The 21,718-nt window shown below is 61.4% G+C and carries 18 protein-coding genes; 7 read left to right on the plus strand and 11 right to left on the minus strand.

Annotation, left to right across the window (positions count from 1 at the left end; translation table 11 throughout):
* Window positions 1-234: 234 nt before the first annotated feature.
* Together QFZ91_RS14615 and QFZ91_RS14620 are read right to left on the minus strand one after the other, a co-directional pair.
* Window positions 235-1,752 carry a sensor domain-containing diguanylate cyclase gene (locus tag QFZ91_RS14615; protein ID WP_429567631.1) on the minus strand — a complete coding sequence of 506 codons (1,518 nt, stop codon included), beginning with the start codon at window positions 1,750-1,752 and terminating at the stop codon, window positions 235-237.
* A 26-nt stretch (window positions 1,753-1,778) separates the two neighbouring features.
* Window positions 1,779-2,072, minus strand: coding sequence for a hypothetical protein (locus QFZ91_RS14620; RefSeq protein ID WP_429567632.1), 294 nt, complete (start codon window positions 2,070-2,072; stop codon window positions 1,779-1,781).
* 421 nt (window positions 2,073-2,493) lie between these two features.
* On the opposite strand from QFZ91_RS14620, the gene QFZ91_RS14625 reads away from it, so the two are divergent.
* Entirely contained in the window at window positions 2,494-3,081 is a 588-nt protein-coding gene (locus QFZ91_RS14625) for a LysE family translocator (protein ID WP_429567633.1), read from the plus strand.
* Window positions 3,082-3,130: 49 nt separating this feature from the next.
* On the opposite strand, the gene QFZ91_RS14630 is transcribed toward QFZ91_RS14625, so the two are convergent.
* The 6 genes from QFZ91_RS14630 to cadR form a co-directional block, all read right to left on the minus strand.
* On the minus strand, window positions 3,131-3,997 hold the full coding sequence (locus QFZ91_RS14630) for an AraC family transcriptional regulator (protein WP_429558727.1): 867 nt from the start codon (window positions 3,995-3,997) through the stop codon (window positions 3,131-3,133).
* A gap of 141 nt (window positions 3,998-4,138) precedes the next feature.
* Window positions 4,139-4,933: an ABC transporter substrate-binding protein gene (locus tag QFZ91_RS14635; protein WP_429567634.1), complete on the minus strand. Its 795-nt coding sequence runs from the start codon at window positions 4,931-4,933 to the stop codon at window positions 4,139-4,141.
* Window positions 4,934-4,997: 64 nt separating this feature from the next.
* A complete protein-coding gene (locus tag QFZ91_RS14640) occupies window positions 4,998-6,152 on the minus strand; it encodes a pyridoxal phosphate-dependent aminotransferase (RefSeq protein ID WP_429567635.1) in 1,155 nt (384 codons plus the stop codon).
* Window positions 6,153-6,484: 332 nt separating this feature from the next.
* Window positions 6,485-7,888: an ATP-dependent RNA helicase DbpA gene (gene dbpA / locus QFZ91_RS14645; RefSeq protein ID WP_368622958.1), complete on the minus strand. Its 1,404-nt coding sequence runs from the start codon at window positions 7,886-7,888 to the stop codon at window positions 6,485-6,487.
* 23 nt (window positions 7,889-7,911) lie between these two features.
* On the minus strand, window positions 7,912-8,112 hold the full coding sequence (locus tag QFZ91_RS14650; protein WP_429567636.1) for a hypothetical protein: 201 nt from the start codon (window positions 8,110-8,112) through the stop codon (window positions 7,912-7,914).
* A 125-nt stretch (window positions 8,113-8,237) separates the two neighbouring features.
* On the minus strand, window positions 8,238-8,669 hold the full coding sequence (gene cadR, locus QFZ91_RS14655; RefSeq protein ID WP_176109857.1) for a Cd(II)/Pb(II)-responsive transcriptional regulator: 432 nt from the start codon (window positions 8,667-8,669) through the stop codon (window positions 8,238-8,240).
* 81 nt (window positions 8,670-8,750) lie between these two features.
* Here cadR and QFZ91_RS14660 point away from each other — a divergent pair, with 81 nt between their 5' ends.
* On the plus strand, window positions 8,751-11,177 hold the full coding sequence (locus QFZ91_RS14660) for a heavy metal translocating P-type ATPase (RefSeq protein ID WP_429567637.1): 2,427 nt from the start codon (window positions 8,751-8,753) through the stop codon (window positions 11,175-11,177).
* A 29-nt stretch (window positions 11,178-11,206) separates the two neighbouring features.
* Here QFZ91_RS14660 and eutC read toward each other — a convergent pair whose 3' ends face one another.
* Both eutC and QFZ91_RS14670 read right to left on the minus strand, forming a co-directional pair.
* The gene (gene eutC / locus QFZ91_RS14665; RefSeq protein WP_429567638.1) at window positions 11,207-11,998 is read right to left on the minus strand and encodes an ethanolamine ammonia-lyase subunit EutC; all 792 of its coding nucleotides are present in this window, start codon (window positions 11,996-11,998) and stop codon (window positions 11,207-11,209) included.
* Window positions 11,995-13,389, minus strand: a complete 1,395-nt coding sequence (locus tag QFZ91_RS14670) for an ethanolamine ammonia-lyase subunit EutB (protein ID WP_429567639.1) — start codon at window positions 13,387-13,389, stop codon at window positions 11,995-11,997. Before QFZ91_RS14670 ends, eutC begins: the two co-directional genes overlap by 4 nt.
* Before the next feature lie 316 nt (window positions 13,390-13,705).
* On the opposite strand from QFZ91_RS14670, the gene QFZ91_RS14675 reads away from it, so the two are divergent.
* Window positions 13,706-14,587, plus strand: coding sequence for an AraC family transcriptional regulator (locus QFZ91_RS14675; RefSeq protein ID WP_429568647.1), 882 nt, complete (start codon window positions 13,706-13,708; stop codon window positions 14,585-14,587).
* Between the two features lie 171 nt (window positions 14,588-14,758).
* Here the strand turns inward: QFZ91_RS14675 and QFZ91_RS14680 are convergent, their stop codons facing one another.
* Complete coding sequence (locus QFZ91_RS14680) at window positions 14,759-16,081, minus strand: IS5 family transposase (RefSeq protein ID WP_429522490.1); 1,323 nt, start codon at window positions 16,079-16,081, stop codon at window positions 14,759-14,761.
* Window positions 16,082-17,058: 977 nt separating this feature from the next.
* On the opposite strand from QFZ91_RS14680, the gene QFZ91_RS14685 reads away from it, so the two are divergent.
* From QFZ91_RS14685 to QFZ91_RS14700, 4 genes are all read left to right on the plus strand, one after another.
* A complete protein-coding gene (locus tag QFZ91_RS14685) occupies window positions 17,059-17,502 on the plus strand; it encodes a hypothetical protein (RefSeq protein WP_429567640.1) in 444 nt (147 codons plus the stop codon).
* Between the two features lie 167 nt (window positions 17,503-17,669).
* On the plus strand, window positions 17,670-19,235 hold the full coding sequence (locus QFZ91_RS14690) for a recombinase family protein (protein ID WP_429567641.1): 1,566 nt from the start codon (window positions 17,670-17,672) through the stop codon (window positions 19,233-19,235).
* A gap of 29 nt (window positions 19,236-19,264) precedes the next feature.
* Window positions 19,265-20,134: a plasmid partitioning protein RepB C-terminal domain-containing protein gene (locus tag QFZ91_RS14695; protein ID WP_429438148.1), complete on the plus strand. Its 870-nt coding sequence runs from the start codon at window positions 19,265-19,267 to the stop codon at window positions 20,132-20,134.
* A complete protein-coding gene (locus QFZ91_RS14700; protein WP_429567642.1) occupies window positions 20,131-21,033 on the plus strand; it encodes a plasmid partitioning protein RepB C-terminal domain-containing protein in 903 nt (300 codons plus the stop codon). The genes QFZ91_RS14695 and QFZ91_RS14700 overlap by 4 nt, the downstream gene beginning before the upstream one ends.
* The last annotated feature ends 685 nt before the right edge of the window (window positions 21,034-21,718 follow it).

Genomic DNA, 21,718 nt, shown 5'->3' on the forward strand with positions numbered 1-21,718 from the left:
CAGCGTGCGGCAGAACGTATCAGACTCGTATCCGAGCGTCGCCAACAAAGTGAATCTCGAGTTCGCCGAAGCCGTGCCGCCGCTGCGTAGTAGGCTGGTGCGCGTGATCGCTGGCCCGTTCTAAGCCTCGACCGCTAGCGTCAGTTAACACGACGCGAAAATATAAAAAGGGTTGCACGCGAAAGCGTCTCAACCCTTTTTCACTTCCGGCGCAGAACCATCACGAGCGACCGGTCACCCAACTCCCGTCTGCGCGACCGTATTCCGGCCACCGGCCTTTGCCGCATACAACGCCTCATCGGCAGCCCGAACGACGGCTCCGACATCCGTCGCCCGATCCGGACGAGACGTGGTCGCGCCGATGCTGACCGTCACTCGCCCAAACTCGCAGCCCTCGTGCGCGATGCCCAGTTCGCCGATCGCCGCGCGGATTTTCTCGCCGACCACCCCGGCGCCGCTCACGTCGGTATCTGGCAGCACCACGACGAACTCCTCGCCGCCGTATCTGCCGACGCAATCGCCCGGCCGCTGGATCACTCCGCGGATGCAGCGCGCGACCGCGGTCAGTGCGACGTCGCCGGCTTGGTGACCATACGTATCGTTGTAGGCTTTGAAGTGATCGATATCGACGAATAGCAGCGACAACACGCTGTCGGTGCGGCGCGCGCGCAGCCATTCGCGATCAAGCGTTTCGCACAGTGCGCGGCGATTGGGCAAGCCGGTGAGCCCGTCCGTACCGGCGAGCCGTTCGAGTTCGTGCTCCACCTGCTGTCGTCGCCGCAACTCGGCGCCGAGCCACGCCGCCAGCACGATCACGCCGATCCCCAGGATTAGCATCAGCGAACCGATCGTCAGCGCGCGCTTCCACCAGCCCGCGTAGATATCGGCAGTCGAATCGGCGACCAGCACGATCAGCGGCAATTGTGGAATCCGTCTGAACGAGTAAAGGCGCTCGACGCCGTCGAGCGGCGAAGACGCGATAAAGCTGCGCTCGTCTTTCGCAAGCAGCCGCTGGAAGAGCTCCGTCTTGCTGATATCGGTGCCGGTTACGTTTCGATCGTCGGGCCGTCGCACGATGATCGTGCCGTCCGTTCTGACGATCGACACCGAGCCGTGCTGCCCTATCCTCAGATCCGCGAACAGGCTGGCGAAATACTCCTGATCGATACCGAGCGCGACGATTCCCGCAAAGGATCCATCCGGCCGCGACAGTCGCCGGCTCAGCGCGATGCTGCGCGAACCGGGTCTGAGTCTCGAGTTATACGGCGAGCTGACATAGAGCCCGAAATTCGGATCTTCGCGATGAATCCTGAAGTACTGGCGGTCGGAGAGGTTTCCCCGGCGCGGCACGTCGTTTTCCGAATCGATCACCACGTTGCCCACTGCGTCGAGCACCACCATCGCGCCGACGTATTGCCCGGTCGCCGCGCGATCGAACAGGATCTCGCGCCACAACCGCGGCGAATCGAGCACACCCGGACGGCCGAGACCCTCGGCGACTGCCTGCAGCGACAGCGAGTACAACTCGAAATTGCGCGCGATGTCGCGCTGGGTGATCGTCGCGACATCGCGCGTCGAATCCAGTGCACGCCCGATCGCATCTTCGCGGCTCTGATACAGCGTGTAGCCGCACAGCGCGAGCATTGCCAGCACCACGCCGCATCCGGCGTAGATAACGCCATCGCGCGGCACCCGCCATCCGCGCCCCCATGCGATCAGCAGGCGAAACCGGCCCTTTCTTCGATAGATCATGTGCTCTGCGTTTCCAACGGCGGGAGTCAGTTTGTCGAAGTGCTCACTACGCTTCCGGTTTGTTGGGACAGAACACTCAGCAGATAGCGAATCCTCCCGCTATCTTCGTCGGACAGGTCGTTCAGGTGCCAGCATTCGAGATCCCGCAGGTTGTCGCGTGGTCGCTTGAACGAGCGCTGCGTCGCATCGACGATCGGCCAAACGTGCAGCAGATACGCGAGCGGAATCACGCACCTGCGCTCGCACCAACCGTCGAATAACGCGAGACACAGCTCGTTCAATTCGTCCGCAATTTTCTGCCTGCTCACATGGGGACCCACATGCACTCCCTTTTATGCATTCGACCGGTCGTTTCCAGTAGAAACGTCCGACCTATTGATACTGATGCAAAGCATTCGCCGCGCTCGATGCATTTAACTTCGTGCGAGTAAGTCGTTAAGCCCTGTATCGCTGGTTTTTCGAGGTCTCGGCCTGTTTATCGAGCCGAATACTTGCGCGCTGCATAGGGACATATCATAGCGATCGATCGGTACAATTTGCCTGATAATTCAGAAATTAATTTTTTGGGTAACGTTTGCGCGTAATTAGCTCTGAATTCAAACGCATGTTTGTTATCGAATCACCGCGTCGTCGGATTATGTTTGGGTTTCGATTGGGTAATTTCCTTCAATACATGCCCTCGCCGTCTCGTTACCGTTGAGCGTCGCAATTCATTCGCACACTCACGTTTCGAGGCATCCGATGACCGCATTACTTTCGATGGCCGCGTTCGCGCTCGCCAGTTCCATTTCTCCCGGCCCGGTCAACGTCGTCGCGCTGAGCGCCGGCGCGCAGCACGGGCTCGCCGCGAGTCTGCGGCACGTCACTGGCGCGACGGTCGGTTTCACGTTGCTGCTTCTGTTGATCGGCCTTGGCTTGCACGAATTGCTCGCGCGCTTTCCCAATCTGATCGAGATCGTCAAATGGGCGGGCGTTGGCTTTCTGCTCTATATGGCCTACAAGCTCACCATCGATAACGGCCAGCTCGGCGCGGGCAAGCCGACGCGCGGGCCGTCGTTCGCGCACGGCGCGGCGATGCAATGGCTCAATCCGAAGGCGTGGCTCGCATCGCTGGCCGGCATGGGCGCATATGCGGCAGGCGGCGACGGCGGGCTCGTCTGGCAATTCGCGGCGCTGTACTTCGTGCTCTGCTATCTGTCGATCGCGAGCTGGGCCTATGCCGGCACGTTTTTGCGCAGGCATCTGCGTGAGGCGAAGCGAGTCCGGGTGTTCAATCGCGTGATGGCGGCGCTGCTCGCGCTCAGTGCGATGTATCTGCTCGTGGAGTGACCTGAGTCGCGCCTGCTTGCCGATGAGGCTTCACCACGCCGCGTCATGCTCAGCTGCGATATTGCCCCGGCGTTGCCGCGACCAGCCGCTTGAAGGTGCGCTGCAAGTGCGCCTGGTCGGCGAAGCCTGCATCGAGCGCGACATCGGCGATCAGCGCGCCGCGCCGCAGTTGCGCACGACTGTACTGGATGCGTCGGTTGATCAGATACGCGTGCGGCGTCATGCCGTAGCGCAGCTTGAACGCGCGTATCAGATGTGAAGCGGACAGCCCGGCGGCTGCGCATACGTCGTCGAGTTTCAGCGCGCGCGTGCAGTTTTCGGCGATGTACTCCGCGGCACGCGCGAGCTGGCCGCTGGCGGCACGCTCGGGGAGGCTCGCCGGATTGAGTGTTTGCTGCACGTTCGAGAAGAAAGTGATGGCCGCGCTTTCCTTGCGCAGCGTGTCGATGTCGCCATCGTTGCTGGCGAGAATCGCGCACAGCCGGTTCAGGCCATCGAACAACGCGGCGTCGAGCGTCATGATCTGCGAAAACGCGCGGAACGCATGATTCTCGTTGAAGCCCAGCTCGTGCTGAAGTTTCGTGAACCAGGCGACGTCGACATGCAGCATCCGGTACGACCAGCGCTCGCCGGCAACCGGGTTGCACGCGTGCACATCGTCGGGGTTCATCATCACGACGGCGCCCGCGCCGATCCACTCTCGCGCGTGGCGGTTCAGATACACGCTGCGGCCGCCCGTCACCGCGCCGATCGAAAACGTTTCGTGCGAATGCTTGGCGTAGCAGACCTTGCGGCCATCGTCGATCGATCGTGCTTCGATGAACGGTAGCGCGTCGCTACGCCAGAAGCGCGGCGCGTCCGCGCCTTTGGCGCGCGCGGTGTTTGCAGCGCTCGCCTCTTCGATCGTCTCGCTCATGCGCGCTCTCCGGTTGATCCGCCTACTTCGCCGTTGTCTGCGACTTCGCGAAGCCTCCGTATCGTAGCCGTCAAACGCCCGACCAACAAGCGAACGCGCGGCGCCGCCCACAAACGGCGCCGCCGGCCGAACGCGACGCGATTACTTCTCGCTGACGTCGATATTGCCGAGATATTTCGCGGCGAGCGTCTTTACCGTGCCATCGGCTTGCACTTTCGCAATCGCAGCGTTCAACTGATCGCGCAACGCGGTATCGCCCTTGCGAATGCCGTATGCGATGCCGCTGCCGAGAATCTTGTCGTCACGCACCGGCTGACCGACGAACGCATAGCCCTTGCCTTCGGGCTTCGACAGAAAGCCCGTTTGTCCGGCCGGCGCGAGCACCAGCGTACCGTCGAGACGGCCAGCGGTCAGATCGGTATAGACCTGGTTCTGATCCTGATACGGCAGCACGGTCACGCCGGCCGGTTCCCAATGCACCTTTGCGAAGGTCTCCTGAATCGAGCCTTGCAGCACGCCGATGCGCTTGCCCTTCAGCGACTCGGGCGTCGGCTGCAAACCGCTGTCGCTGCGCGCGATCAGCTGCGATGGCACGCGATAGACGACGGTCGTGAAATCGATCGCCTGGCGGCGTTGTTCGGTCGCGTTCATCGCCGAATTGATCGCGTCGAACTTGCGGCCCTGCAGTGCCGGAATCAGGCCGTCGAACGAGGTTTCGACCCACTTGCACGTCATATGCGCGGCCGCGCAGACCGCGTTGCCCACGTCGATATCGAGCCCCTGCAACTCGCCGTTCGGCCCTTTCGATTCGAACGGCGGGTACTGCGCTTCGAGGCCGAAACGCAGCGTCGCGGTATCGGCGGCGTTGGCGGCCGACCATGCGGCGAGCGACGCGCCGGCACAGGCCAGCGCCAACAAGCACTTAAGAATCTTCATAACGTCCCCCTTCTTTCTTCGAATACCTTGATCACTTCGATACGTGGAGTGTGCTCTCGCGCGCTCAGATTTCACACAAACGCCGCGCGCCTTCGAGCAGCGTCGCGTCGTCCTTCGAGAAACTCAGGCGAATCAGTCCCGAATCCGTGCCGTCGGTGTAGAACGCCGACAACGGAATCGTCGCGACGCGCGCATCGCGGATCAGGCGCAGCACGAAATCGCTGTCGCTTTCATCGGAGAAGCCGCGGAACCGGGCGAGCATAAAGAAGCTGCCTTCGCTCGGCAACAACTCGAAGCGCGATTCGCGCAGCGCATGCGCGAGCAGATCGCGCTTCTTCTGATAGAAGTCGGACAGGCCGAGATAGCTGTCGCGATTGGCGAGCGCGTCGACGAACGCGTGTTGCATCGGCGTATCGGCGGAGAACACCATGAACTGGTGGACCTTGCGGATTTCGTCCATCAGCGCGGCGGGTGCGAGGCAATAGCCGACGCGCCAGCCCGTCACGTGATACGACTTGCCGAACGACGACACGATCACGCTGCGCTCCGCGAGTTCACGATGGCGCGCCATGCTCTGATGCTTCGTGCCGTCGAACACGACGTGCTCATAGACCTCGTCGGACAGAATCACGATGTCGGTGTTACGCGTGAGCGCCTTCAGCCGCTCGATATCGGCGTCGCTAAAGATCGTCGCGGTCGGATTGTGCGGCGTGTTGACGATGATCATGCGCGTCTTCAGCGTGATCGCCGCGGCGACCTCGTCCCAGTTCACGCGGAAGTGATCGAGCGACAGCTTGATCGCAACCGGCTTCGCGCCCTGCAGGCGCACGATCGGGCCATAGCTGTCGAACGACGGCTCGAAGTAAATCACTTCGTCACCCGGATGCACGAGCGCGCTGATCGTCGAGTAGAGCCCTTCGCTCGCGCTCGCGAGCACCGTCACTTCGCTGGCCGGGTCGTAGCGCACGCCGTACAGCGTTTCCACCTTGTCGGCGAGCGCTTCACGCAGCGCGAGGATGCCGGCCATCGGCGCGTACTGGTTGTGACCGGCGCGCATCGCCTGCGCGACGCCGTCGACGAGCTTCGGGTCCGGCGCGAAATTCGGTGCGCCCTGCGACAGGTTCAACGCATCATGTTGCGCGGCCAGCTGGCCGATCACGGTAAAAATGGTGGTGCCGACGTCCGGCAGTTTCGAGCGGGCTTGCATGGCGCTCTGCATAAGACTTTCTCCCTTTCTTCAGCCGCTGGCGGCCGCACGAAACGGCGGCGGCGGGGCGTTCCTTCCAGTGGGGTGATTAGGCATCAGCCAAAGAACGCTCACAATCGAAACTTTGTCATGCGCGGCATGCGTTTTCGTCATGGCTCGCGGTAGGCCGCTGCGCGCCGGGGCAAGCCTGCGGGATCATGGTTTGTGGGGAGGCGGTGGCGAATGCGGGAACCCGCGTAGGTATGAAGGAATGTGATGCTGAGCGGTTTGCCTACGAAAACGGCCGCAGACGCGGCCGTTTTCGAGTTATCGGACTTTCAAGGAAAGCTGGCGCTTCGCGTGAATCACGCTTCGTCCATCAAACGGACCTTGACCTTGCGCCCCTTCAGCTTGCCCGCGCTGAGCCGGCGCACCGCCTCGCGCGCGATGCTGCGCTCCACCGCGACATAAGTCGACATGTCGGTCACGTTGATCTTGCCGATCTGCGAGCCCGCGAAACCGGCGTCGCCGGTCAGCGCACCGAGCACGTCGCCGGGACGGATCTTGTCCTTGCGGCCGCCGAGAATCTGCAGCGTTTCCATCGGCGGCAGCAGCGGGTCGTTGCTGGCCGCCTTCAACTCGGCCAGCTTGTGCCATTCGACGTCGCGCTTGTGCGCCTGCTCGATCCCGCCGACACGCCCCATCTCGTCCATGCTCGCGAGACTCAGCGCCCAGCCTTCCTGGTCGGCCCGGCCCGTGCGGCCGATGCGGTGCGTGTGCACTTCCGGGTCCGGCGTCACGTCGACGTTGATCACCGCTTCGAGTTGCGCGATGTCGAGGCCGCGCGCGGCGACGTCGGTCGCGACCAGCACCGAGCAGCTGCGGTTCGCGAACTGGATCAGCACCTGATCGCGCTCGCGTTGATCGAGTTCGCCGTGCAGCGCGAGCGCATGAAAGCCTTGCGCGCGCAGTACGTCGAGCAGATCGCGGCACTGCTGCTTCGTGTTGCAGAACGCGATCGTGCTGACCGGACGGTAGTGATTCAACAGCAGGCCGACCGCGTGCAGACGCTCGTCTTCGGTCACTTCGTAGAAACGCTGACGGATCTTGCTGTCGTCGTGCCGCTCGGCGAGTTTCACTTCCTTCGGGTTTCGCAAGAATTGCTGGCTCAGCTTGGCGATGCCCTCCGGGTACGTCGCCGAAAACAGCAGCGTTTGCCGCTCTTTCGGGCATTGCCGCACGACCTTCGCGATGTCGTCGAAGAAACCCATGTCGAGCATGCGGTCGGCTTCGTCGAGCACGAGCGTGTTCAGCGCTTGCAGCACGAGCGTGCCGCGTTCGAGGTGATCCATGATGCGGCCCGGCGTGCCGACCACGACGTGCGCGCCGTGTTCGAGGCTCGCCGTCTGCGGACGCATCGGCGTGCCGCCGCACAAGGTCAGCACCTTGATGTTTTCTTCCGCGCGCGCGAGACGGCGGATTTCCTGCGTGACCTGATCGGCGAGTTCGCGCGTCGGGCAGAGAACCATCGCCTGCGTGTCGAACTTGCGCGCGTCGAGGCGCGCAAGCAGCGCCAGCGAAAACGCCGCGGTCTTGCCGCTACCGGTTTTCGCCTGAGCGATCAGATCATGGCCAGCGAGCGCGATCGGCAGGCTCGCGGCCTGGATCGGCGTCATCTCGAGGTAGCCGAGCTGCGTCAGGTTCGCGAGCGTCGCGGGCGGGAGCGGCAGTTCGCTGAATGCGGCGCCGGCGGGGGTGGGACTATTCATAGGGTCGTCTGTAGAAATCGCGATTACTCGGCCATCGGGCCATGATCGGGGCGGCCCGGCAGCTGCTCGTACAGCACCTCGCCGTCGTCGCCGTCGAAACGCTCGACGTAGTTGCGCGCGCCGCACAGCGGACAGCGGAACAGGAGCCCCTGGCCTTCGTTCTTGATGACGACGTCGGATTGCTCCCACGGCGCGCCGCAGGACTGGTTTCTACAGGTGAACACGTTGATTCTCCAACTGGATTCGATGATCAATCGGCAAGGTCGCTCGCGCGGCCTTGCCGTGTATGGGGTTGTTGCGCCGGCGCCGCGTCGTGCCTTCGAAGCGCACGACGACGGCCGGCATAGCGTCAGCCGAGATGCGTATGCCGCGGACGCGGCACGGCCACATCCATGTCGGTCAGGCCGTGCACGATCCCGCAGTCTTCGACCGGATGCTCGCCGTGGCATTGGTCGCGCAGTGTAGTCAGTTGCGCCTTCAATTGATGCAGTTCTTCGATACGCGTGTCGACATGCGCAATGTGCTCCTCGACCAGCGTATGCATGCCGCCGCAGCCGTTCGCCGGCGCGTCGGTCAGACGCAGCAATGCGCGGATTTCGTCGTGGGTCATGTCGAGCGCGCGGCAATTGCGGATGAAACGCAAGCGCTCGACGTGCTTCGCCGTGTAACTGCGGTAGTTGGCTTCGGTGCGCTCCGCCTCGGGCAGCAGGCGCTCTTTTTCGTAAAAACGGATGGTTTCCGTCGTGCAATGAGCGATTTTCGCCAGTTCGCCGATTTTCATGGACCTTTCCTCCACGCGGCCTTGACCTTGTAGTGGCTTCAAGGTGTTTACTAGACCACAAATCGCACGAGGAAGCCACCAATGCCTGAAGTCAACCCTTTTGTCACCGAACGTCCAGAAGTGGGCGAAGCCTGTAGCCACGGGGCTTGCGGGGAGGTTGATGCACGGCACGACCATGCTCATGGCAGGGATACGGATGGGGAATGCGGGCATTTGCATGGGCATGAGCACGTTCATGGTGCCGACGCGGGTAGTGGTCATCAGCATGAAGGACACGATCATGACGATGGCCATGACCATGACCACGGTCACTCTCACGGCGCCTGCTGCGCCTCCACCGCGTTCACGCCGACGCAGCTGCGCCTGCCGGCGTCCGAGGCCGTCGGCGACGACCTGCGCACCGCGATCCGCATCCTGCAGATGGACTGCCCGACCGAAGAAGCGCTGATCCGCAAGAAACTCGCTCGCATGCCGGACGTGCGCAGCATGGACTTCAACCTGATGCAGCGCGTGCTGACCGTCGTCCACGCGTCGGATGCGCTCGAACGGGTTCTCGCCGCGCTGCGCTCGCTCGACTTCACGCCCGAACTGGCGAGCGATGCCGGCGCTGGCAATGCCAGCGCGGCGTCCATTGCGGCTTCTGGCGCCGTACAGAAGCCGTGGTGGCCGTTGATCCTCTCCGGCGTGATCGCGGCGACCTCAGAAGCCGCTAGTTGGCTTGGTGCGCCTGTGTGGGTAGTGGCGGGACTCGCAGTCGTCGCGATCGCCTCCTGCGGGCTCACGACGTATCGTAAGGGCTGGGTCGCACTGCGCAACGGCAACATGAACATCAATGCGCTGATGAGCATCGCCGTGACCGGCGCGGCGCTGCTCGGCCAATGGCCCGAAGCCGCGATGGTGATGGTGCTGTTCGAGATTGCCGAGCTGATCGAGGCGCGCTCGCTCGACCACGCGCGCAACGCGATCGAAGGGCTCATGCGGCTCACGCCCGCCGAGGCGAGCGTGCAGCAGCCCGACGGCGCGTGGCAGCTCGTGCGCGTCGACTCGATCGCGCCCGGCGCGCTGGTGCGCGTGAAGCCGGGCGAGCGGATCGCGCTCGATGGCGAAATCGTCGCGGGCCGCTCGAGCGTCGATCAGGCGCCGATCACCGGTGAGAGCCTGCCGGTCGACAAAGCCGTCGGCGACGATGTGTTCGCCGGCACGATCAACCAGGCGGGCTCGTTCGACTACCGTGTGACGGCTGCGGCTGGCAACACGACGCTCGCGCGGATCATCCATGCGGTCGAGGAGGCGCAGGGCACGAAAGCGCCGACGCAGCGCTTCGTCGATGAATTTGCGCGCGTCTATACGCCGATCGTGTTCGCGATTGCGCTCGCCGTCGCGCTGATACCGCCGATCGTGTTCGGTGGGGCTTGGCACGCGTGGGTGTACAAGGCACTGGTGCTGCTCGCGATCGCATGTCCGTGCGCGCTCGTGATTTCGACGCCGGTGACGATCGTCAGCGGGCTCGCGGCTGCCGCGCGCAAGGGGATTCTGATCAAGGGCGGCGTTTACCTCGAACAGGGGCGCAAGCTGACCCGGCTCGCGCTCGATAAGACCGGGACCATTACGTATGGCAAGCCGGTGCAGACCGAGTTCGAGGTGGTTGGCGATGCGGGTGAAACGTTGCGATACCGCACGCTTGCGGCAAGCCTTGCGGGCCGCTCCGATCATCCTGTTTCGATGGCGATTGCTGCTGCCGCGAATGACGACGGCGTCGAACACCTGCACGTCGATGCGTTCGAAGCGATCGCTGGACGCGGCGTGCGCGGTGATATCGACGGTATCGGGTACTGGCTCGGCAATCATCACTTGATCGAAGAACTGGGCCGCTGCTCGGCGCAACTCGAAGCGCGTCTGGATCCGCTCGAACGGCAGGGCAGAACCGTCGTGATGCTCGCCGACGCGCAGCGCGTGCTCGCGTTGTTCGCGGTGGCCGACACGGTGAAGCACACGAGCCGCGCCGCCGTCGCCGAATTGCGGCGGCTCGGCGTCGGCACCGCGATGCTGACCGGCGACAACCGACACACCGCCGAAGCGATCGCGAAGCAGGTCGGCGTCGATGAAGCGCGCGGCGATCAGTTGCCCGAGGACAAACTCGGCGCGATCGCGCAATGGTCCAGCGATGGCGCGACGGTCGGCATGGTCGGCGATGGCATCAACGATGCGCCCGCGCTCGCGCGCGCCGATATCGGCTTCGCGATGGGTGCGATGGGAACCGACACGGCGATCGAGACCGCCGACGTCGCGCTGATGGACGACGATCTGCGCAAGATTCCGGCGTTCATCCGGCTGTCGAAAGCGACGTACGCGGTGCTGGTGCAGAACATCTCGCTCGCGCTGGGCATCAAAAGCGTGTTTCTCGTGCTGACGTTGATGGGCTTCGGCACAATGTGGATGGCGGTGTTCGCCGATGTCGGTGCGAGCTTGCTGGTGGTGGGAAATGGGTTGAGGTTGTTGCGGAAGTGAGTGGGTCCGAGGTCTACGCTCATTGCGTCCTACGTTGAACCGTCGCTCACGGCTGGGTGCGTCGGCGCGTTTGCCAGCAGATCATCGCTGTCGTCTTTCAAACCCACTCCCGTGAGTCTCAGCGTCCTCGCCTGCGTGAGCAGATAGTGCAGTTTGTGCGCGGCCCGCGGATAGTCGAGCCCTTCGGGGCGCACGTTGGAAATGCAGTTGCGCTGCGCATCGCTGCAACCCGCTTTCGGCGCGTACGTGATGTAGATGCCGAGGCTATCGGGCGAACTCAAACCCGGCCGCTCGCCGATCAGCATCACGACGATTTTCGCGTCGAGCAATTCTCCGATCTCGTCGCCAAGCGCGACGCGTGCCTGACGCGCGACCACTACGGGACCGATGGTCCAATCCGCCAGCTTTGGATGTATCGCTTGCAGCAACGGTACAGCCTGCTTCGATGCGGCAAACGCCGATAGGCCATCACCGATCACGAACAGCACATCGTTTGATTGCGTTGGCAGACGCGCAAGCGTGGTGCGACTCTCATCCGACAGACGCCGCCCAAGATCAGGTCGCCTCAAATAATGCTCGCGATCCGGCGCGGCGCTATGCACGTCGAGCGTGTTGAAACCTTGTTCTTGCAATTGTGCGTGAAGCGCGTCCGCATCGAGCGGATGATGCACAGCGTCGCGTGCCTGCGCATGTGCGAGATTGAATGCGAGCAGCGGCGCGGTCGGCAGGCTGTTGCCCGCGCGGCCCAACGCGATGCGTGCCTGGGTAAACCGACGCAGCGCGTTCCACGGGTCCTTGTCGAGTGCGTCGTTCTCGCTCATGCGATCCCCATCCAGTCGCGCGCGCCTTCGAGCAGCGGTTGCCGCGCCGATGCGCCGATCAACGCGCCGCGTTCGTCGATGATCTGCATCGACTCCAGCCATTCCTCGAATTCAGGCGCGCGCCGCAAACCGAGCACGTCGCGCACGTACAGCGCATCGTGAAACGACGTGCTCTGATAGTTGAGCATCACGTCGTCCGCGCCCGGCACGCCCATGATGAAGTTGATGCCCGCGACCCCGAGCAGCGTCAGCAGATTGTCCATGTCGTCCTGATCCGCTTCCGCGTGATTCGTGTAGCAGATGTCGCAACCCATCGGCACGCCGAGCAGTTTGCCGCAGAAGTGATCCTCCAGACCCGCGCGCGTGATCTGCTTGCCGTCGTACAGATACTCGGGGCCGATGAAACCGACCACCGTGTTCACCAGAAACGGCTTGAACGTGCGCGCGACCGCGTATGCGCGCGCCTCGCAGGTCTGCTGATCGACGCCGAAATGCGCATCCGCCGACAACGCGCTGCCCTGCCCCGTTTCGAAGTACATCAGATTGTTGCCGACAGTGCCGCGTTTGAGCGACAGCCCCGCCTCGTACGCTTCCTGCAACAGCGCGAGCGAAATGCCGAAGCTCGCGTTCGCTTTCTCCGTGCCCGCGATCGACTGGAACACGAGATCGACCGGCGCGCCTTTTTCGATCGCGGCGATCGTGCTGGTTACGTGCGTCAGCACGCATGATTGCGTCGGGACCTGATAGCGCTGGCGGAAGTCGTCGATCATCTGCAGCAGTTTTGTGATCGCGGTGAGATTGTCGCTGGCGGGGTTGATGCCGATCAGGGCGTCGCCGCAGCCGTACATCAGGCCGTCGAGCATCGAGGCGGCGATGCCTTTGACGTCGTCGGTTGGGTGGTTCGGTTGCAGGCGGACGGACATGCGGCCGGGTAAGCCGACCGTGTTGCGAAAGCGGGTGATGACCGGGCGTTTACGGGCGGCGGTGATCAGGTCCTGGTTGCGCATCAGCTTCGAGACCGCGGCGACCATTTCTGGTGTGAGGCCCTGGGTGATGCGAGTGAGTGCGTCGGTGTCGGTGGCGGTGCTGAGCAGCCAGTTGCGGAAGTCGCCTACCGTAAGATGGGAGATTTCGGCGAACGCTTGGGGAGAGTGATCGTCGATGATCAGGCGGGTGACTTCGTCGGTTTCGTAGGGGATCAGCGGGTCGTTCAGGAAGGTGCGCAGCGGTACTTGTGCGAGCGCCATTTTGGCGGCGACACGCTCTTCTTCGCTCGCTGCCGCGATGCTTGCGAGCTGGTCGCCCGAGCGTTGCGGGCTCGCTTTTGCGAGCACGGTTTTCAGATCGGCGAAGCGGTATGTGCGACTGCCGATCGATTCGGTGTAGCTCATGGTTGCGGCTCCATTGCTTCGCGCGAGCGCGGGTAGGAATGGGAACGGCGGTTTGATGCTGCGGGTTGCTTGCTGCTGGTGGTGCGCACTACACGATAGCGCCAAATTGGGGCAGCGTCACGTTGCCGGGGTTGGCTGCCTACCGGGGTCTGCGGCGGGCACTCCCGTTTGTGCGCGCGGATCGCGCGGTCAACAGGCGCTTAATCGCTTGTCGCGGATTACGTTAAATCCGCAGGTTTTGGTAAACGGCTGGCATGCGCCAGCGTGGTACCTTGGTCGCATCCTCTCGCGCCAATTTTCTGCGGTCCAGTCAGTCATGCATGAATCAGATCATCGGGCTCGATACGAAACGCGACTCGCACGCGTACTCGACCATATCTACGATCACCTCGACGAACCGCTCGATATCGGACGGCTGGCGGAGATTGCCTGTTTGTCGCCATATCACTGGCACCGGATCTATCAGGCGATGTATGGCGAGACGGTCGCGACCACCGTGCGGCGCTTACGGTTGCAGCACGCAGCGGGGTTTCTTGCGAATAGTTCCATGCCGATTGCTCAGATCGCCGAGCGTGCGGGGTATAGCAGTTTGCAATCGTTTACGCGGACGTTTCGCGCGGTGTTTGGCGTGCCGCCGGCGGAGTATCGAAGGGAAGGCACTCATAGCCGGTTTCGGCCGGCGCTTTCAGGAGACGATCAGATGACGACGATTCGTGAGGTCGTGATTCGTTATGTGGAGCCGATGGAGATTCTGTCGGTCGATCATGTCGGGCCTTATATGCAGATCGGCAAGGCTTTTGATGCGTTGTTTGGGTGGCTTGGGAAACATAATCTGCTTGCGGGGCAGATGCGGATGATCGGAGTTTACTTCGATGATCCGGGGGTGGTCGAGGAAGCTGCCTTGCGGTCGAAGGCGGGGGTGTTGTTGCCGGGGCCGGTGATGGCTGAGGCGGCACCGGCTGTTGGGATGGGTGGGGCGGTTTCTGTCACGCGTATACGCGGTGGGGAGTATGCGGTGTTGCGGCATGTTGGGCCGTATAGCGATATGCGGGCGGCTTATGAGTGGATATATGGGACCTGGCTCGTGCAGTCTGGACGAGAGGCAGCAGATGCGCCGGTGTTTGAGGAGTATTTGAATAGTCCCAAGGAGACGGCGCCGGCGGAGTTGGTTACGGAGATTTGTTTGCCGTTGGCGTGAGGGGCGCGTGGCTGGGATGTTGCTGCCGTTGTGTGCGCATACGGTGCGCGGATTCCGGCTTGCTTCTCTGTTTTATAGAGTTTGTATATGTATACGTAGTAATAGTTAACAAATGATGCGTTCGGCTGTGGATAGTCCGTCCTGAACAATTCGTTTTGCCGAGCACCGTAGTTACGGGGATTGAAGCCGAGCAAGTCGGTGGTTGAACAAGGCGGTCAGAATGAAGGCGCAAAGAAGCCGCAGCTTCCTGAGGATCATCCGTAGATTGTGTCCTGCGCCGCACATCACCGCGTGCATCGCGTCGCCGAGCGCACCCTTGAGCCAGTTGCGATCGAGTTTTCCGTCTGTCTTCATGTGACCGATTGCTGGCTCGATTGCGCTGCGCCGTCTGATCATCGCGCGTAGTCCGCGTGTAATGCCCCGCCGCAAGCCCGGGTGGTAGATCTTCACACCATCGACGGCGACACCCTTGTAGCCACGGTCGACGATGGCGACCTCCGGCGTGGCGTCGCACAGGATTGCCGCCTGCTCCAGCGCTTCAGCCAGGGTGTGCCCGTCGTACGGATTGCCTGGCATCGAGCGCATGCCAACCACCAGTCCTTCCTTGTGGGTCGTCGCGATCGAAACTTTCACCCCGAACTCGTACGGCTTGCGCGCCTTGCCCTTGGCCAGGCACTCGACTTCCGGTGCATGCAGCGCATAAAGCTTGTTCTTGTCCTTCGGCTTCTGCGCCAGAATGCGTCTCGTGCGGGCGATCAGTTCCGTTAATTCAGCGCAGCCTAGGTCGGCCACCTGGTTGACCTGCCGCTCCACATCGCGCATCACCCGTCCAACGCGCGAGCGCAGCGTGCGCAGCGCTTTCCTCATGCGTTTGTACTGTTTCGCGTGAGCGTAGCGGCCAATCTGCAGCGCCAGATGCGGCGCCTCGCGGTTGTAGTTCTGCCTCAGTTTCAGACCGTGCCGTGCCGCGGCTTTCACCAGATGTTCGCGACACCGTTCGAGCAGGCGCGAATCGGTTGGGTGGGCGATCGCCTTCTCCATGACGGTCGTATCAACAATCACGCGCTTGACGCTCGAAGCCTTGATCACGCCAGCGCGTTTTGCTGCTTCGATCGTTTCGGCCAGCAACTCTTCAACGCCGGCTTCGCCCATTCGCTTGCGCCAACGCGTCAGGCTCGATGGGTCGATCGGAGGTTCGGTCTGCAAGTAGGTCTCGCCGGTGAACACCTGCCAGTACGGGTTCTCTACCCATTGCCAGACGACCTCTTCGTCGGACAGGTCGAACGCGTGCTGCAAATACAGCAACCCGGCGATCAGCCTCGGCGATGTCGCCGGTCGTCCCTTGCGCGATACAAAGCTTTCGCTCATTGATGCGCCCAGTCGCTCCCAGTTGATCAGGTCGGCCAAACGTATCAACGGATGCTTCAGGTTGATCTGTTCGCGCAGCGGCTGGCGGAAAAAATCTCCCTCCGTCACAGGCGTCTTCGGACCCATTCGCACCTCGTCGAAAAATGCAGGATTCTCACGTTAATGTGCCAGGATCCTGCAAATCTCACAACACCAATTCGGCCTCAAAGCTCTGCCACGCAAGGCTCTCCGAATTGATCAGGCTCGACTGGATAACCTGGAAGTTCGTTTACGGATCAACGCGCTGCGGAACCGATAACCCTTGGGAGCGCGCGCGGACAGGTTAACGGAGCCAGGGAAAATTTTTTATCGACCCGTAAACGCTGAGGCTTTATCAAGATTTCGCCCACAACGTGTTCGGCGGCTTTTACAAGAGTTGTCCAGTGGGCGATGTGGATAAGTTGGAGGTTAACCCAACGTCATTTTTTGTAGCGACGCCGTCTTGGAGCAGGTCGTATTTGCACCCGTTCGCCGGCTTTCCGTGCTCATCTTCCAGTCCGAACCACTGTTCGATCACCTGCTCATCATGAGCACCGTCTTCCGTCGACCCGGACGAGGCGGTGTAGAAGCCGAACGGGTTGACGAGTAGCGCCTCTCCCTTAGGCATGCGATAGCGGCAAAAAAGAAAGGGCCTGCAAGTCTTCCAACTTGCAGGCCCGGACAACCACCGATCGCCGGTTAAATCATCGGCCCGGCCAATCGTCCATGTAGACGGTCGCATATCCCGAGAAACTGACCCTTGCCAGATAAGGCTCCCCAGCCGGGGCGGATGCATAACCTGAGAAAAACGGACGCATAAGCCGAGAATTTCCGACCAGGGCCACGTCAAATGCGGCGCGGTCGAAGCCCCAGAAAAGAGCTCTCCCGTCAGCGGACGGCGGTCGCGCACGCGCGCCGTTTTCGAAAAACTGCGCTTGAAGTAAGGAAATTCTAGCGATTTTCGCGGGTGATGGGAATCTGCTGGATGTGCGCCGACGACCCTTCACTACCCCTCTCAGGCCAGCGATTTCGCTGGTGGGTCAGCCGGTCGCGGGCGCCCGTCTCGACCCGACACGGAGGGGCCCATGAAATCGACCCGCCTTTGTCCTGCCTGCGGCAATGCGTTCGTGCCGCTGCTGCATGTTCCCCGTCAGCGATATTGCTCCTCGGAGGCGTGCCAGCGCGCCCGTCGACGCGATTGGCAGCGGGACCGGCTCCGTGTCGACAGCGACTATCGCGACAATCAGGCCCGGGCGCAGGCGAAATGGCGCGCAAGCCACTCGAGCTACTGGCGCGAATATCGAGCTGCTCATCCGGCGTATCGCGAGCGCAACCGCAGTATGCAGCGGTTGCGCAATGCGCGACGGAGCTCCAGGCCAATTGCAAAAATGGATGTCATCAGCCTCCCCCGGCCGTTGTGCTCTGGCTTCTACCTGCTGTCTCACGCGGATGGTGCCGGCGTTGCAAAAATGAACGCGTGGACCGTTCACATAGCCGTGCTGTCTGCGCCGACAGCGCCGCCGACGTGATTGCAAAGAGATGACCTGATACGCATTGGTGTCGGGCCTGCTACCTTTGCCTTGTCACCGTTCGCTTTCGAACGTGACCTTCTGATATGAAGCCGCGACGCTCGCATCCGACGCTCACTTGCGCCCGGTGCCTGCCGCGTGTCCGTGTCTGAGTTGCGGGGTGGAGCATGTCATTCAATAACGCGGATGCACCGGTCGTCGCCAGTTCATCTGCCGGGCGCGCAGCGGAGTACGTCCGCATGTCGACCGAACATCAGCAGTATTCGACCGAGAATCAGCGCGACCGGATTCGAGACTACGCTGCCCGCCGCGGATTCCAAATCGTCCGCACATATGCCGATGAGGGTAAAAGCGGTCTTCGAATTGACGGCCGGCAGGCACTTCAAAATCTCATTTCCGATGTCGTCAACGGCAATGCCGACTTCTGCGTCATCCTCGTCTATGACGTGAGTCGATGGGGGCGATTCCAGGACGCCGACGAGAGCGCGTATTACGAGTACATCTGCCGCCGCGCTGGTATTCAGGTTGCGTACTGCGCCGAGCAGTTCGAGAACGATGGGTCACCTGTCTCGACTATTGTCAAAGGGGTAAAGCGGGCCATGGCCGGCGAATACAGCCGGGAGCTGTCGACGAAGGTGTTCGCCGGCCAGTGCCGTTTGATTGAGATGGGCTTCCGGCAAGGAGGGCCGGCTGGCTACGGACTGCGCCGCGTGCTGGTCGACGACCACGGTCTCATGAAGGCAGAATTGCGCCGCGGTGAACATAAAAGTCTGCAGACAGACCGGGTAATTCTCATGCCAGGACCGGAAAGCGAAGTGCGAACGGTCAACCTCATCTACGACTGGTTTATCGACGGGTCACTCGATGAATACGAAATTGCCGCGCGTCTGAACGGCATGCGCGTGCGGACCGACCTTGACCGGGAATGGACTCGAGCCACAGTCAGGGAAGTATTGACCAACGAGAAATACATCGGCAACAACGTGTACAACCGTGTGTCGTTCAAGCTGAAGAAAATGCGGGTGACCAACACGCCCGACATGTGGATTCGAAAGGAGGGCGCATTTCAGGCCATCGTGCCGAGCGAGACGTTCTATACCGCTCAAGGCATCATGAGAGCGCGAGCGCGTCGCTATTCAAATGAGGAGCTCATCGAGCGCCTGCGCAATCTGTATCGCAGTCGCGGCTTTCTGTCCGGTGTAGTGATTGATGAAACCGACGGCATGCCTTCGACGTCAGTCTACGTGTACCGGTTTGGCAGTTTGATTCGCGCGTACCAGACAGTCGGCTTCACACCTGGCCGGGACTATCGTTACATCGAAACAAACCGCTTCTTGCGGCAACTGCATCCAGAAATCGTCGCGCAAACGGAGACGAAAATCGCGGATTTGGGTGGCACGGTGATGCGCGACCCGGCAACCGACCTGCTGACAGTCAACGACGAGTTCACCGCGTGCATCGTGCTCGCGCGCTGTCAGGCGCATGACAATGGCCGCAATCACTGGAAGGTGCGCTTTGATACCAGCCTTCTGCCGGACATCACGGTTGCCGTACGGCTCGACCAGACGAATGAATCGACGCTGGACTACTACCTGTTGCCACGCCTGGATTTTTGCCAACCCCGCATTCATCTCGCAGACCAGAATTCCATCGAGTTTGAGAGCTATCGCTTCGACACGCTGGACTATCTCTATGGCATGGCCGAACGCGCCCGTCTCAGGAGAGTAGCGTGAATACGCGCCAGCACCCCGGAGAAATCCGGATGGTCCCTGTGTCACAGATTGAAGTTATCAATCCGCGAGAACGGAATGGTCGGGTCTTCAAGGAAATCGTCGACAACATCAAGGCCATCGGTCTCAAAAAGCCTATCGTGGTCACGCCGCGAGCGACGGCTAGCGGCGTGGAAAAATATCTGCTCGTGTGCGGCGAGGGGCGACTGAAGGCGTTTCGCACGCTCGGTGAAGCGACTATTCCCGCGCTCGTGGTTAGCGTCAGTGATGAGGACGCGTTCGTCATGAGTCTCACCGAAAACATCGCGCGCAGACAGTGTCGTCCCATCGAACGGCTTGCCGGCATCCGGCAATTGCAGGAGCAGGGATATACGCCGAAAGTCATTGCCGAAAAGACGGGTCTGACGCAGACCTACGTCCACGGTATCCTCACGCTGCTGCATCAGGGAGAAGAGAGACTCGTCGTTGCCGTGGAGAAAGGTCTCGTTCCCTTGAATGCGGCCCTCACCATTGTGGGCGCCGGCGAAGACGACGCTGAAATTCAGGCTGCACTTCAGGAAGCCTACGAGTCGGGCAAATTGCGGGGCAAACAGTTGATGAACGCTCGCCGCGTCATCGAACGCAGAAAAGCGCTCGGAAGAAGCACTGCTCGCAATATGACCAGCAAGGCTGCTGCTGTCACGACTTCGAGTCTCGTGCGCACGTACGAGCGCGAAGTGGAACGTCAGAAATCGATGGTCAGGAAGGCCGAATTCACACAACAGCGTTTGCTGTTCGTCGTCGGCGCATTGAGGCAACTGTTTGCCGATGAGAACTTCGTCAACCTCCTGCGTGCGGAAGGACTGGCCAGCCTCCCGAAATATCTTGCCGAACGCGTCTGGCCAAGCGGGAGCGTTACATGACTGGCGTCACCCTTGGATTCATCCCCGAGCCTCTGTCGGTGCCAGTCGGCAACATCTTGCCATCACGCAGAATACCGGCGCCCGTGGTCGAATCGCGGAAATACAAGCAGATAAGGACCTCCATTGAGGAGGTCGGTCTCATCGAACCGCTCTCTGTAACAGCTGTGGACCAGACCTCCGGTCAACACGTTCTGCTGGATGGTCATCTGCGCTTACTCGCCATCCAGGACCTGAGGCACGAGACCGTTGCCTGTCTCGTTGCGACCGATGACGAGAGCTACACGTATAACAACCGTGTCAATCGCCTTTCGACAATCCAGGAGCACTATATGATACGGCGCGTAATCGACAGAGGCGTATCACCTGAACGACTGGCGAAAGCGCTTTCCGTGGACGTGTCGCTGATTATAAAGAAGATGTCGCTCCTCGACGGTGTGTGCCCAGAGGCAGCCGAACTCCTCGGCGACCGGCAGTTCTCGCCGGAACTTGTTCGCGCAATTCGTAAAATGAAGCCGACGCGGCAGGTGGAATGCGTTGAGCTGATGGTGGCCGCGAACAACGTGACAGTCTCATACGCCGAAGCATTGTTGGTGGCCACGCCTGCAGCGCTGCTTGTAGAGGGCAAGAAACCACGCAAATTGACGGGCGTTAGCCCGGAACAAATGACGAAAATGGAGCGGGAAATGAGCAACCTGCAGGGACAGTACAAGCTCGTGGAGCAGACCTACGGTCAGGACGTGCTGAATTTAGTGCTTGCGAAAGGGTATCTCGCCAAGCTTCTCGAAAACGAATCCGCACGACAATACGTTGCCCAACGCCATCCGGACTTGATGGCGGAGTTCGAGTCCATCATCGCAACGATTTCTCTCGACCAGCAGCAATTCAGCGCGGTCGTCTAGCCGATTCCTGACATAGTGGCTGGACATATTCCGTATGCAATCGGCTGGCGTTTGAGCTGCAATCGGCCGAGGGCGCACCTGCCTGCTCATGCTCAATGGTCTCTCGGCGATAACCGTTCAAACACCTACTTGACCGGCAAGCCGGGCGTCGAGGCATCGACCTTGATGGCCTCGTGCTCGCGAAAGTAGTCGTCGACCGAGTTTTGGGCAACGAAGGCGCAAAACAAAGGACGTGAATAGCGGGCAACCAGGATGAGATGACCGTGGGCGGGTCATTTAGTTTGCCTGACCGGCGGTGCGGCGCGAGACCAGTGCAGCTGACGGACGAGCACGCCGCCAACTCTCGTCCTGGCCAGCCGCTTTTTTTAGCTAATCCGCTTAGTCCACTTTGTCAAGGAATTGGCCGGCCTCATCGGTGACTTGTGCCGAGGCCGTTCGAAGCTGCCTTCGCCTTGTGCGACACCGAGGGGCTCGCAACGATGCATACCGTCCAGGCAAGGAGCGAAATCGGACTCGTGTTTCGTGCCGCTCTGTCATCCAGAGCGAAATCGGAATTCAACCCTGAAACGGCGCCACGCTATTTCTGACATCGCTCCCGCGTCACCAGGACGGGGCAATTCGGTGGTGACGGTACTATCTCCGAGTGCCGAGCCACCGCGCTGACCAAGGTCGACGATTGCGGCCG

It is taken from the genome of Paraburkholderia sp. JPY419 (assembly GCF_050435705.1).
In the GTDB taxonomy this organism is placed as follows: domain Bacteria; phylum Pseudomonadota; class Gammaproteobacteria; order Burkholderiales; family Burkholderiaceae; genus Paraburkholderia; species Paraburkholderia youngii.